The organism is Streptomyces sp. NPDC002055 (assembly GCF_040296705.1).
Classification (GTDB): domain Bacteria; phylum Actinomycetota; class Actinomycetes; order Streptomycetales; family Streptomycetaceae; genus Streptomyces.
In genome coordinates this window covers 1-12,594 of sequence record NZ_JBEOXS010000021.1, presented here as the reverse complement: position 1 = coordinate 12,594, position 12,594 = coordinate 1, and the positions used below count along the sequence as shown (strand labels likewise).

Annotated in this window: 10 protein-coding genes and 2 pseudogenes; 5 read left to right on the top strand and 7 right to left on the bottom strand. The window is 71.4% G+C overall.

Annotation, left to right across the window (positions count from 1 at the left end; genetic code table 11):
* Window positions 1-56: 56 nt before the first annotated feature.
* Window positions 57-422 (top strand): VOC family protein, encoded by a 366-nt coding sequence (locus ABT112_RS15370; RefSeq protein ID WP_055548848.1) that lies wholly within the window; start codon window positions 57-59, stop codon window positions 420-422.
* 87 nt (window positions 423-509) lie between these two features.
* Window positions 510-1,494: pseudogene (locus tag ABT112_RS15365) on the top strand (IS481 family transposase).
* Here ABT112_RS15365 and ABT112_RS15360 read toward each other — a convergent pair.
* Window positions 1,491-1,958, bottom strand: coding sequence for a MarR family transcriptional regulator (locus ABT112_RS15360; RefSeq protein WP_351509622.1), 468 nt, complete (start codon window positions 1,956-1,958; stop codon window positions 1,491-1,493). The pseudogene ABT112_RS15365 and the gene ABT112_RS15360 overlap by 4 nt on opposite strands.
* A gap of 263 nt (window positions 1,959-2,221) precedes the next feature.
* On the opposite strand from ABT112_RS15360, the gene ABT112_RS15355 reads away from it, so the two are divergent.
* Together ABT112_RS15355 and ABT112_RS15350 are read left to right on the top strand one after the other, a co-directional pair.
* Entirely contained in the window at window positions 2,222-4,090 is a 1,869-nt protein-coding gene (locus ABT112_RS15355) for an ABC transporter ATP-binding protein (protein WP_351509619.1), read from the top strand.
* A gap of 100 nt (window positions 4,091-4,190) precedes the next feature.
* Window positions 4,191-5,498 carry an MFS transporter gene (locus ABT112_RS15350; protein WP_351509617.1) on the top strand — a complete coding sequence of 436 codons (1,308 nt, stop codon included), beginning with the start codon at window positions 4,191-4,193 and terminating at the stop codon, window positions 5,496-5,498.
* Here ABT112_RS15350 and ABT112_RS15345 read toward each other — a convergent pair.
* From ABT112_RS15345 to ABT112_RS15320, 6 genes and pseudogenes are all read right to left on the bottom strand, one after another.
* Window positions 5,453-6,589, bottom strand: a complete 1,137-nt coding sequence (locus tag ABT112_RS15345; RefSeq protein WP_351509615.1) for an NAD(P)-binding domain-containing protein — start codon at window positions 6,587-6,589, stop codon at window positions 5,453-5,455. The genes ABT112_RS15350 and ABT112_RS15345 overlap by 46 nt on opposite strands.
* 53 nt (window positions 6,590-6,642) lie before the next feature.
* Window positions 6,643-7,848 (bottom strand): LLM class flavin-dependent oxidoreductase, encoded by a 1,206-nt coding sequence (locus ABT112_RS15340; protein WP_351509613.1) that lies wholly within the window; start codon window positions 7,846-7,848, stop codon window positions 6,643-6,645.
* Window positions 7,845-8,888, bottom strand: a pseudogene (locus ABT112_RS15335) (ABC transporter substrate-binding protein). Before ABT112_RS15335 ends, ABT112_RS15340 begins: the two are co-directional and overlap by 4 nt.
* A gap of 157 nt (window positions 8,889-9,045) precedes the next feature.
* Window positions 9,046-9,756 (bottom strand): ABC transporter ATP-binding protein, encoded by a 711-nt coding sequence (locus ABT112_RS15330; RefSeq protein WP_351509792.1) that lies wholly within the window; start codon window positions 9,754-9,756, stop codon window positions 9,046-9,048.
* Between the two features lie 353 nt (window positions 9,757-10,109).
* The gene (locus ABT112_RS15325) at window positions 10,110-10,967 is read right to left on the bottom strand and encodes an ABC transporter permease (RefSeq protein ID WP_351509611.1); all 858 of its coding nucleotides are present in this window, start codon (window positions 10,965-10,967) and stop codon (window positions 10,110-10,112) included.
* 397 nt (window positions 10,968-11,364) lie between these two features.
* A complete protein-coding gene (locus tag ABT112_RS15320; RefSeq protein WP_351509790.1) occupies window positions 11,365-11,445 on the bottom strand; it encodes a putative leader peptide in 81 nt (26 codons plus the stop codon).
* Window positions 11,446-11,536: 91 nt separating this feature from the next.
* Between ABT112_RS15320 and ABT112_RS15315 the strand changes: the two genes are divergently transcribed.
* Window positions 11,537-11,959 carry a secondary thiamine-phosphate synthase enzyme YjbQ gene (locus tag ABT112_RS15315; protein WP_351509609.1) on the top strand — a complete coding sequence of 141 codons (423 nt, stop codon included), beginning with the start codon at window positions 11,537-11,539 and terminating at the stop codon, window positions 11,957-11,959.
* The last annotated feature ends 635 nt before the right edge of the window (window positions 11,960-12,594 follow it).

The following is a 12,594-nucleotide window of genomic DNA, read 5'->3' as shown; positions in this document are numbered from 1 at the left end:
CGATGCGGCGGTCAACTGGAGCAGTACCGAGCATTCAACGATCTGAGGAGCGCACTATGCCCGCACCCAACCTGTTCCTGATCGGCGTCCGCGACGCCGAGACCGCTACCGCCTTCTACAGCGACCTGTTCGAGATCGAACCGACCTTCATCAGTCCCCACTACGTAGCTTTCGAGGTTGCCCCCGGCGTCCTGTTCGCGCTGTGGACGGGCTACAGCGAGCATGCGGTCCCGAGCACCCCTCGAACGAGCGAAGTCGGACTGATGGTCCCAGGAGGAGCGACCGCGATTGACGAGATCTTCACGAGCTGGGTCTCGAAGGGAGTCCATGTCGCGGAGGAGCCACACGACGCTGTCTTCGGTCGCACGTTCGTCATCACGGACCCCGACGGCAACCTCATCCGGGTCTCCCCGGTGGACTGATCTTCACGCCCTCTACCCACACTTCTGGTTGTCGAAGGGCCGCCCGCACCCGATGGTCGGCCCTTCAGGCTGTCCAGGAGCTCAAACTTGTCACATCCGAACGCCGTCCTCACCCCGCGCCACCGTCTGAAAGTCGCTCGACTCGTCGTTGACGACGGCTGGCCGATCAGCGAAGTCGCGGCCCGATTCCAGGTGTCCTGGCCAACCGTAAAGCGCTGGGCCGATCGCTGCCTTGCAGGCGAGTCCATGCAGGACCGATCCTCATGACCCCGGGGATCTCCGACCAAAACACCCAAGAACGTGACGAAGCGATGCGTCAGCCTGCGACTGCGCCTGCGAGAAGGGCCCGTCCAGCTCGCCGCGAGACTCGACATCGCCCCGTCGACAGTGCACCGAATCCTGCGATCGGTCCGACTGAACCGACTCGCCTACGTCGATCGAGCGACGGGTGAACCGTCCGCCGGTGCGTGCACGACCACCCGGGATCGCTCGTGCACGTGGATGTGAAGAAGCTCGGGAACATCCCCGATGGAGGCGGTTGGCGGTACGTCGGTCGCCGCCAAGGCGAGAAGCACCGCGTCGCGACACCGGGCAAGTCACGCAACGCCTGCGGCGGCCCGAAGCTCGGATATGCGTTCGTGCACACCGTCATCGACGACCACTCCCGCGTCGCCTACACCGAGGTCCACGATGACGAGACGGCCGTGACCGCAGTCGGCGTGCTGCATCGCCGGTGGAGTGGTTCGCCGAGCGCGGCGTCACCATCGAGAGGATTCTCTCCGACAACGGCGGCGCCTACCGGTCCTACCTTTGGCGCGACACGTGCGACACCCTCTCGATCACACCGAAGTACGCGCGCCCTTACCGTCCGCAGACCAACGGCAAGGTCGAACGCTTCCACCGCACCATGGCCGACGGCTGGGCCTACGCCCGCTGCTACACCAGCGAGCAACAACGCCGAGACGCTCTGCCACCGTGGCTGCACCAGTACAACCAGCACCGTCCGCACGGCGCTTGCGGCAACCAGCCCCCGTTCTCGCGGTTGATCAACCTCCCCGATCAGTACAGCTAGGCGGGGGAGGAAGTCAACAGGTCGGTCAGCAGGCCGTCGAGCACCTCGCGCTGCTCCGCCGTCAGCGGGGCCAGGATCTCCTCGGCGGCGGCGCGGCGGGCCGTGCGCAACTGCCGGAGCGTCGCCCGGCCGGCGTCGGTGACCTCGATGCGCACCACGCGACGGTTGGCGGGGTCCGGGACGCGGCGCACCGAACCCGTCGCCTCCAGCGCGTCCACCAGCGTCGTCACCGCGCGCGGCACGACTTCCAGCCGCTCGGCGAGATCGGCCATCCGCGGCGGTTCGGCGAAGTGTATGACGGCCCGCAGGAGCCGGGACTGCGCGGGGGTCAGCCCCAGGGGCTCCAGGTGCCGCTGCTGTGCGCGGTGCAGCCGTCGGGTGAGCCGCAGGAGCTGTTCGGCGAGGGTGCCGGAGGAGTCGGTACCGGAGGAGCCGGTGCCGGGGCGGTCGGACGAGGAGGGCATGTCCGCCAGACTATCAGGACTGTGTTCATTGTGAGCTTAGGTAACAATGAGCTAAGCTCTCTTCGGCCGCCCCGCCGGCACCGGCTGTGTGCGGGTGGCGGCCGGATGCCCGACCCGAAGGGCGGCGCCCCCGAGGCGCGGCCCGTCCCGGGGAGCCATCCCGGACGGACGGTCCTGCCCCGACGGCGAGCCGTCACCGGAAGGCGCCCACGCTCACCGGAAGGGCGCCGGCCGACGACTGCCGACACCCATCGAAGGAGCCCATGCACCCCGACAGGAACCCGCTTCACCCGCAGGTCGCGAACCCGCCGGACCGGACGGCTGCCGATGCGCCCTCACCGGAGGGGGAGCCGCCCGCTCAACTGCGTCGCATCCTCCGCCTGTTCCGCCCGTACCGCGGCCGCCTCGCCCTGGTCGGGCTGCTGGTCGGCGCCTCCTCGCTGACCACCGTGGCGTCGCCGTTCATGCTGCGCGAAGTGCTCGACACGGCCATTCCGCAGGCCCGGACGGGTCTGTTGAGCCTGCTCGCGCTCGGCATGATCGCGGCGGCCGTGATGAGCAGCGTCTTCGGAGTCCTGCAGACCCTGATCTCGACCACGGTCGGCCAGCGCGTCATGCACGACCTGCGCACCGCCGTCTACGCCCGGCTCCAGCGGATGTCGCTGGCCTTCTTCACCCGCACCCGGACCGGCGAGGTGCAGTCCCGGATCGCCAACGACATCGGCAGCATGCAGGCCACGGTGACGTCCACCGCCACCTCGCTGGTCTCCAACCTCACCAGCGTCGTCGCCACGGTGGTGGCGATGCTCGCCCTCGACTGGCGGCTGACGGTGGTCTCGCTGGCCCTGCTGCCGCTGTTCGTCTGGATCAGCCGGCGCGTCGGCCGGGAGCGCAAGCGCATCACCGCGCAGCGGCAGAAGCAGCTGGCCGCGATGGCCGCGATGGTCACCGAGTCGCTGTCGGTCAGCGGCATCCTGCTCGGCCGCACCATGGGCCGCGCCGACTCACTGACGCGGGACTTCGCCGCGGAGTCGGAACGCCTCGTCGGGCTGGAGGTCCGCTCCAGCATGGCGGGCCGCTGGCGGATGGCCGTGATCGGCATCGTGATGGCCGCGATGCCCGCCGTCATCTACTGGGCCGCGGGCATGGCCCAGCACTTCGGCGGTCCGATGGTGTCCCTGGGCACCCTGGTCGCCTTCGTCTCGCTGCAACAGGGGCTGCTCCGCCCCACCGTCAGCCTGCTCTCCACCGGAGTGCAGATGCAGACGTCGCTGGCGCTCTTCCAGCGCATCTTCGAGTACCTCGACCTGCCGGTGGACATCGCCGAACCGGCCGACCCGGTGCGGCTGCCCACCGTCCGCGGCGACGTGCGCTTCGAGGCGGTCCACTTCCGCTACGGGGCCGAGGGCGCGGACACGCTCCGGGCCATCGAGCTCGCCGTCCCCGCCGGCAGCAGCCTGGCCGTCGTCGGACCCACCGGCTCCGGCAAGAGCACGCTCGGCCATCTCGTCCCCCGGCTGTACGACGTGACCGCCGGCCGGGTCACCCTGGACGGGACGGACGTCCGCGATCTCGACTTCGACACCCTGGCCCGCGCGGTCGGCGTCGTCTCCCAGGAGACCTACCTCTTCCACGCCTCCGTCGCCGACAATCTGCGCTTCGCCAAACCCGACGCCACCGACGCCGAGATCGAGTCCGCGGCGCGGGCGGCGCAGATCCACGACCACATCGCCGGCCTGCCCGACGGCTACGACACCCTGGTGGGGGAGCGGGGCCACCGCTTCTCCGGCGGTGAGAAGCAGCGCCTGGCCATCGCCCGCACCATCCTGCGCGACCCGCCGGTCCTCATCCTCGACGAGGCCACCAGCGCGCTCGACACCCGTACCGAACACGCCGTGCAGCAGGCCATCGACGCGCTGTCCGCCGGCCGGACCACCATCACCATCGCGCACCGGCTCTCCACCGTCCGCGACGCCGACCGGATCGTGGTGCTCGACGCCGGGCGCATAGCGGAGCAGGGCACCCACGAGGAACTCCTGGCCCAGGACGGCCGGTACGCCGCACTGCTCCGCCGGGACGCGGATGCCCGATTCGCCCCGAGCGGGCAGCCGTGGGCACCGGCCGCCACCTGAGCCCGGCCCGGGCACGGACCACGAAGCGGCCGGCCTGCGGAACCGCATCCTGGTGTCCGTACGGGTGTGCGGGACTCCCCGCCCGGGGAGGTCCAGGGGCATGACAAGCACAGGACATGCGGCTCCGGGGCACGACGCCCCCGCGACCGGCTCCCGGGGCTCCGCCGTGCGCCAGCTCGCGGCGGCCTCCGTCGGCAACGCGGTCGAGTGGTACGACTGGTACGCGTACTCCTTCCTGGCCGTCTACTTCGCGGACCAGGTCTTCCCGCCGGGCTCCGGGAACTCGCTCGTTCCGCTGCTGTCCACCTTCGCGGTCTTCGCCGTCGGCTTCTTCATGCGCCCGGTCGGCGGGCTGCTGATGGGCGCGGTGGCGGACCGGCACGGCCGGCGGGCGGCGCTGACCGTCACCATCCTGCTGATGGGCGGCGGCAGCCTGCTCGTCGCGCTCACCCCCGCCTACGCCTCCGCGGGACTGCTCGCCCCCGTGGTGCTGGTGGCCGCCCGGCTGCTCCAGGGGCTGTCGGTGGGCGGTGAGTTCGCCGCCTCCACGACGTTCCTGGTGGAGTCGGCCGGACCGGGGCGGCGTGGCCTGTTCTCCAGCTTCCAGTACGTCTCGACGACCGTCGGCCAGCTCGTCGCCTCCGGTGTCGCGGCACTCCTCGCCCATCAGCTGACGGACGACCAGATGGCGGACTGGGGCTGGCGGGTGCCGTTCGCGCTGGGCGCGGTGATCAGCCTGGTCGGGTTCTGGATCCGGCGCGGCGCGCAGGAGACCCGCAGCGCCGAACAGCGGTCCGCCCCGCGGCCGGGCCTGTTCGAAGCGCTCCGCCACCACCCCCGCGCATCCCTGCTGATCTGCGGCGTCACCACCGGCGGCACCATCGCGTACTACACGTGGACGACCTACCTGCCGACGTACGCCACCGTCAACGCGGGCTTCGACAAGGGCGACGCACTGCTCGTCGGCACCATCTCCCTCGCGTTCTTCGCCGTGCTGCAGCCCTTGGGCGGCCTGCTCTCGGACCGGATCGGCCGCAAGCCGCTGCTGCTCGGCTTCTCCCTCGGCTTCGCGCTGCTGGCCGTCCCCCTGCTGCGACTCGTCACCGACGCCTTCGTCTCCCTGCTGCTGGTGCAGTGCGCGGGCATGGTGCTCCTCACCGGCTACACCTCGGTCGCGGCCGCGGTGAACGCCGAGATCTTCCCCGCACGCGTCCGGGCCGCGGGCATCGGGTTCCCCTACTCCCTCACGGTGGCCCTCTTCGGCGGCACCGCGCCCTATGTGGGCACCTGGTTCGCCCAGGCGGGCCACCCGGACTGGTTCCCCTGGTACGTCGCGCTGCTGTGCCTGGTCTCCTTCGGCGTCTACCTGGCGCTGCCGGAGACCTCGAGGAAGCCGCTGGACACCTGAGCGGGCCCGGGCGCGCCGGGCCCCGCCCCGGCCGGCAGTGCGCGGATCTCGCGGACGGCGGCGCGCCCGGCCCGGTTGGCACCGATGGTGCTGGCCGACGGCCCGTACCCGACGAGGTGCACCCGCGGGTCCCGCAGGGTGCGGGTGCCCGCCATCCGGATCCCGCCGCCCGGTTCGCGCAGCCGCAGCGGCGCCAGATGGTCGATGGCCGCGCGGAAGCCGGTCGCCCAGAGGATCGTGTCGGCCGCGACGGTGCCGCCGTCCGCCCATTCGGCCCCCTCGGGGGTGATCCGCTCGAACATCGGCCGTCGGACCAGTACTCCCCGCTCGCGGGCGCGCCGCATGGCCTCGGTCATCGGCAGGCCCGTCACCGAGACCACGCTCTGCGGCGGCAGACCGCTGCGGACCCGCTCCTCGACCAGCGCCACTGCCGCCCGGCCCCGGTCCTCGTCGAACGGCCCGTCGCGGAAGACCGGCGGGCGCCGGGTCACCCAGGTCGTCCCGGCCGCCACCTCGGCGATCTCCATCAGGTTCTGGACGGCCGAGGTGCCGCCGCCCACGACGATCACCCGCTCACCGGCGAAGTCCTCCGGACCGCGGTACCCGGCGGTGTGCACCTGCCGCCCGCGGAAGGACTCCTGGCCCGGATAGCGCGGCCAGAACGGGCGGTCCCAGGTGCCCGTGGCGTTGATCAGGGCCCGTACCGCCCAGGCGCCCTCGGTGGTCTCCACCAGCAGCCGGCCGTCCGGGCCCTCGCGCACCGCCCGGACGTCCACCGGCCGGTGCACCCGCAGGTCGAAGGCGTGCTCGTAGACGGCGAAGTAGTCGCCGATGACCTCGGCGGAGGGCAGGTCCTCCCGGGCGCCGGTCAGCGGAAGCCCGGGCAGCTCGTGCAGGCCGTGCACCCTGCCGTAGGTCAGCGTGGGCCAGCGGAACTGCCAGGCGCCGCCGGGCCGCGGTGCGTGGTCGAGGACCACGAAGTCCCGGTCCGGCTCGAATCCGGCCCGGCGCAGGTGGTGGGCGGCGGACAGTCCTGCCTGCCCGGCGCCCACCACGGCCACGTCCACCGCACGCACCCCAGAGTCGTTCATGTTTCTACTAACTCAGGGGGCGGGCGGATCCTTCCCGGTCCGGCCGGAACGGCTCAGCGACCCCCCGCCACCAGCAACGGAGCCCCACCGGGCGCCGACGCCGGACGCCCGTTCGCCGCCGGAACCCGCTCCAGCGGGGACGGCGGCGCCGCGAGCAGACCACGCGCCGCCAGCTCCGGCGTCACCCCCTCGCCGAACCAGTACGCCTCCTCCAGATGCGGATAGCCGGACAGCACGAAGTGATCGACACCGAGCGCGTGGTACTCCTCGATCCGGTCCGCGACCTCCGCGTGGCTGCCCACCAGCGCCGTGCCCGCACCCCCGCGCACCAGTCCGACCCCGGCCCACAGATTGGGCGAGATCTCCAGCTCGTCGCGCGACCCGCCGTGCAGCGCCAGCATCCGCTGCTGGCCCACCGACTCACTGCGCCCGAGCGCCTGCTGAGCGGCGGCGACCGTCTCCGGGTCGAGATCGTCGAGCAGCCGGTCCGCGGTGGCCCACGCCTCGCGCGCCGAATCCCGGCTGATGGTGTGCAGCCGGATGCCGAAGCGGACCGTCCGCCCCCGCTGCTCCGCCAGCCCCCGGATCCAGTCGATCTTCTGCCGCACCAGCTCCGGGGGCTCGCCCCAGGTCAGATACACATCGGCATGCCCGGCCGCGACCGGCCCGGCCGCGGCGGACGAACCACCGAAGAAGATCTCCGGCAGCGGGTCCGGCGGCAGCGCCGTCAGCCCGCCCTCGACCCGGTAGTGCTCGCCCTCGAAGTCGAACGGCCGGCCGCTCCAGGCGCCCCGCACCACCGACAGGAACTCGGCGGTCCGGGCGTACCGCTGGTCGTGGTCCAGGTGATCGCCGAACCGCCGCTGCTCGGTCGAATCCCCGCCGGTCACCACATTGAGCAGCAGCCGCCCCCGGGTGATCCGCTGGTACGTCGCCGCCATCTGGGCGGCCAGCACCGGTGAGATCACCCCGGGCCGGAACGCCACCAGGAACTTCAGCCGCTCGGTGTGCTGCGCCAGCGCGGCGGTGGTCAGCCAGGCGTCCTCGCACCACGTACCGGTCGGCGTGAGCACCGCCTCGAAGCCCAGCCGCTCCGCGGCCTTGGCGATCTGCGCGAGATAGTCGATGTCGGGCGCCCGGACGCCGCTCACCGGGGTGATCCGGGACCGTTTGATCCCGCCGTCGGTGTAGGCGTGCCGGTCGACGAGCGTCCGCCCGTCACCTCCGGTGGGCAGGAACCAGTGCAGGTGGACTGTCATCGCGGGGCCTTTCCGTAGCTGCGGGGCGGGGTGGAGGACGCGGGGAGACCGCGGTTGTAGCGGGTGTCGACGTAGTCGGCGAAGGAGAAGCGCCGGGGAATCAGCTTCAGCGCGGCGAAGGTGTCGGCGATCTTCTGCTCGGAGGCCACGGCCGGCTTGTCGACCGCCACCGTCACCCGGGTCCCGTTGGTGCGCTCGACCGAGTCCAGCGCCACCTCGTACGGCAGTCCGGTCTCCTTCGCCCAGACCTTCGCCCACGCCTCGGGGTGCCGGAACACCCAGTTCTGCGCCCGCTGCAGCCGCTTCAGATAGTCGTCGATGGCCGCGGACTTCTTCCGGTCCTTCAGCGCGGCCGGTGAGGCGACCTGGAAGTTCAGGCCGTTGGACACTCCCTTGCCGGTGGTCAGCACCCGGGCGTCCGCCGTCCGCAGCACCTGCGAGGTGTACGGATCTCAGATGGCCCAGGCGTCGACCTTGCCCCGGCTGAACGCGGCCAGCGCGTCCGCCGGCTGCAGATAGCTGACCTTGACGTCTCCCACGGACAGCCCGGCCCGCTTCAAGGAGGCGATCAGCTGGAAGTGGGCCGAACTGCCCTGGGCGACGGCGATCGTCTTCCCCTTGAGGTCCTTCGGCTTCTTCAGCGGGGAGTCCTTCGGCACGGCGATCACCTCGCCGTCGGTGGTGCCGTGCAAGGCGCCGACAATTCTGATCTTCGACTTCGACCCCGCCGCGAACACCGGCGGCGTGTTGCCGACCCCGCCGATGTCCGCCGCCTCGGCACTGACCGCCTCCAGCAGCGGGGGACCGGAGGTGAACGTCGACCACTTGATCCGGTACTTCAGGTCGTCCAGCTCGCCGGCCGCCCGCAGCACGGCCTCGGCCCCGCCCTTCTGGTCACCGACGTTCAGCGTGACGTCCCCCTTCCCGTCGGTGGTGTCGCCCCCGGCACCGCCCGCTGCGGTCGAGGCACCGCCGCAGGCGCTCAGGAGCAGGGACAACGGGAGCAGCAGCGCGGGCAGCACGGACTTCGGAATCTTCATCGTGCGTCTTTCGGTTGAGGGCCGGCCGTGAACGAGGCCGGCCGTGAACGAGGCCGGAGCGGGTGAGGCCGGTGAGCGTGAGGCCCGTGGGGGTGAGGCCGGTGGGGGTGAAGCCGGTGACGGCCGGGGACAGGGACGGGGCGCCGGGCGGGGCACATCAGGCGGCGCGCGCGGCGGGGGCTCCGGGCTCCGCGACGCCGAGCTCCGCGAGCAGCCGGGCCCGCAGCGCGGCGAACTCCGCACCGCCCACGGCCCGCGGACGGTCCAACCCGACCCGGGTCTCCCAGGCGATGGCACCGTCGCGCATGACCAGCACCCGGTCGGCGAGCAGCAGCGCCTCCTCGACGTCATGGGTGACGAGCAGCACCGCGCACCCCCGCCGCTGCCACAACTCGGCGACCAGCTGCTGGGCCTTGATCCGCGTCAGCGCGTCCAGGGCGCCGAACGGCTCGTCGAGCAGCAGCAGATCGGGCTCCCGGACCAGCGCCCGCGCGAGCGAGGCCCGCTGCGCCTCACCGCCGGAGAGCGTCTTCGGCCAGGCCCCCGACCGGTGGCCCAGCCCCACCTCCTCCAGCGCCTGCTCGGCCACCGCACGGTCGGGACGCCCCGGCAGACCGAGCAGCACATTGCGCCAGACCCGCTTCCACGGCATCAGCCGCGGCGCCTGGAACGCCACGGCACGCCGCCGGGGCACCAGCACCTCGCCCTCGATCTCCCGGTCCAGCCCGGCGAGGACCCGCAGCAACGTGCTCTTGCCGCAGCCGCTGCGCCCCAGCAGCACGGTGAACTCCCCGGGCCGCAGCGTCAGCTCGAGTCCGTCGATCACCGGCTTCCCGCCGAAGGACCGGCGCAGCCCCTCGATCCGCACGGCGGCGTCCTGGGGCGCGGCACGCTCGGATTCGGCGTCCCGGGAGAAGGCGTCACCCGGCGCGGCGTCCCGGGAGACGGCCTCACTGGGAGCGGGGTCACCGGGCGTGGCGTCACTGAGAGCGGTGTCACTGAGAGCGGTGTCATCGGCGACGGGGGCCCTGGTGCTGGGGACTTCGGAGTCGGGGACTTTGGTGTCGGGGGCCTCGGCGCCGGAGGTCCCGACGCGGGAGGTCTCGACGCCGGAGGTCTCGATGTCGGGGGTCTCGGCGCCAGAGGGCTTGGTGACGGGCCCCTCGGCGAGGGCGTCATCGTTGCCGGTGGAGGAACCGGCGCGGCCGGTCGCGGTGCGGGTCACTGGCCCGTGAAGCTGGGTCGCCATTGCAGCAGCAGCCTTTCGAGAGTGCGGACGACGATGTCGGCGGTGAGGCCGAGGAAGGCGTAGACGACCAGGCAGACGACGATCACATCGGTCTGGAAGAACTCCCGGGCCCGGTTCATCAGGAAGCCGATGCCGTCATCGGCGTTGACCTGCTCACCGAAGACGAGGGCCAGCCATGCGGTCGCCAGCGAGTAGCGGAGCCCGGTCATCGCGCCGGGCAGCGCCCCGGGGAGCACCACATGGCGGATCAGCGCCGCGCGGGACAGCCCGAGGGACGTTCCGGCCTCGATGAGTTGCTCGTCCACCCCGCGGATCCCGGCGTAGACATTGAGGTACAGGTGGAAGGCGACACCCAGCGCGATCAGCGCGATCTTCGGTGCCTCACCGATGCCCATCCAGATGATGAACAGGGGGATCAGCCCCACCCAGGGAACCGTGCGCAGCATCTGCACGGTCGCGTCGATCAGATCCTCCCCGAGCCGCGACAGGCCGGAGAGCAGCGCCAGGCCCGTGCCCGTGACACCGCCGATGAGCAGCCCCACGGCGACCCGTTGCAGCGAGACGGCCATCGCGGACGGCAGCGTCCCGTCGGCGACCAGGTCCGCGGCGGCCGAGGCAATGGTCCCGGGCGCGGCGAGGATGTCCGGCTGGAGGACTCCCGTACTGCTCAACACCTGCCAGAGGAGGAGCAGTCCGACGGGACCGACGGTCCGCCGCACCCAGCGAGGCACCGGACGACGGCGGCCGGACGCAGGAACCACGGGTTCCAGCTCCACCGGCCGATCTCGTGATGTGGGCGATATATCCGGCGGCGCGGTGGCAGTGGCCACAAGGGACTCCAGGGAGGCAGAGGGCGGGGGAACGGCCGACAAGGGCCGAGGGGGGGAAGAGGAGAGGAGGAGAGCCAGGGGGGACGGAACGGACAACGGCACGGCCTGCCCACCCCACCGCTGTGCCTCAGCGCCCGTACGCCGGATCAGCGCACGTCGGAGGCACAGCAACGGGGCAATGGAGCGAGGAGGCCGCAGTCATCCGCGGCTCGTCGGAGAGACGCGAGCACCAGGGGGATGTGGACGCCGACCGGATAGCGGCCTGTCCGATGGGGTCCGGTCCGGAGCGCCGATGCCACCCGGTACTCAACGCCGACCGTCGGGGACGGCAGACATCAGGAGTGGGAAGCCGACTCGCCGAACCGGTGGAAACGGCGCCCGCGACGCGCCCGAGGCGTCAGCGACCGCGACAGGACGCGGAAGCCACCCGCAGCAGGTCGATGTGACCGCGCGTGGTGAGCAGGGCTGAACGCAACATGCCGAGGAAGGTAGCGAGCCCCGTACGACACGGTCAATCGCCGTCTCGCCAGGCGGACGCGTTTTTCCGCGAGGTGAGTGAGGATGGAGACATGTCCGACGCCTTCACCACTCGCCTGATCGACCTCTCCACCGGCTCGTCCGAGACGGTCCACGACCTCACCGCCTCCTGCGAGGACTTCCTCCGCGAGGCGGCCCGCGGCCGCGACGGTCTGCTCAACGTCTTCGTCCCGCATGCCACGGCCGGCATCGCGGTCATCGAAACCGGCGCGGGCAGCGACGACGACCTCCTCGCCACCCTCCACACCCTGCTGCCGGCCGACGACCGCTGGCAGCACCGGCACGGCAGCCACGGCCACGGCCGCGACCACGTCCTCCCCGGCTTGGTGGCCCCGCACGCAACCCTGCCGGTCATCGGCGGCCGACTGGCACTGGGCACCTGGCAGTCGGTATGCCTGGTGGACACCAACAAGGACAACCCCAACCGTCAGGTGCGGCTGAGCTTCCTGGGCTGACCAAGATCGTCCCGGGGGTGGCCGTGAATTCTTCGTACCCTGCGTGCCCGAAACGGAGAGATCTTGCGCGGTACGGACCTGAACATGCTCGAACGCCCCTACGACGGGTGCGGCAAGTGCCTACTCGGTGTGCGCCGCCTGTCCCGGATGAAGCTGCCACCTCGTCCCCGGAACGCCAGCGGGAGGACGTCCTGGTCGCGGCTGAAGCCGTCGGAAACCGACACTCGTGCAGGCGGAGGATGCCGTTCAGCTCAGGCTGTCTCTTCGTCGACGGCGCTTTGTCACGCGGTCAGGCATCGATATCCGCATAGTGCGCCCAGAGGCAGACCTTGTCGCCCCACTGCGATCTGTGCAGGCCTCAGCCTTTTAGACATCGCTTATTTTGGCGCGTCGCGGCGACTGAAGCTTCGGTAGACCGCCTGCTGGCGTGGCCCGAAGACTGGTGAAAGCTGCCGACGGCCCAGCAGTTCATCGACGAGCTGGCCAACTGGATGCTCATGCTCGCCCACGTCCTGGCCCGGGATCCCACGCGCGATCTCTAGTGGGGAAGGTCGCGGCGGTGAAACATGGAGACCAGCCTCGATCTTGCATGAGGGGCCGTCAGCAAGCTGACGGCCCCTCATGCAAGATCGAGG

Coding starts and splice junctions, on each gene's coding strand:
- ABT112_RS15370 (WP_055548848.1), top strand. CDS start 57: ATGCCCGCACCCAACCTGTTCCTGATCGGCGTCCGCGACGCCGAGACC.
- ABT112_RS15360 (WP_351509622.1), bottom strand. CDS start 1,958: ATGCCCTCCTCGTCCGACCGCCCCGGCACCGGCTCCTCCGGTACCGAC.
- ABT112_RS15355 (WP_351509619.1), top strand. CDS start 2,222: ATGCACCCCGACAGGAACCCGCTTCACCCGCAGGTCGCGAACCCGCCG.
- ABT112_RS15350 (WP_351509617.1), top strand. CDS start 4,191: ATGACAAGCACAGGACATGCGGCTCCGGGGCACGACGCCCCCGCGACC.
- ABT112_RS15345 (WP_351509615.1), bottom strand. CDS start 6,589: ATGAACGACTCTGGGGTGCGTGCGGTGGACGTGGCCGTGGTGGGCGCC.
- ABT112_RS15340 (WP_351509613.1), bottom strand. CDS start 7,848: ATGACAGTCCACCTGCACTGGTTCCTGCCCACCGGAGGTGACGGGCGG.
- ABT112_RS15320 (WP_351509790.1), bottom strand. CDS start 11,445: ATGTTGCGTTCAGCCCTGCTCACCACGCGCGGTCACATCGACCTGCTG.
- ABT112_RS15315 (WP_351509609.1), top strand. CDS start 11,537: ATGTCCGACGCCTTCACCACTCGCCTGATCGACCTCTCCACCGGCTCG.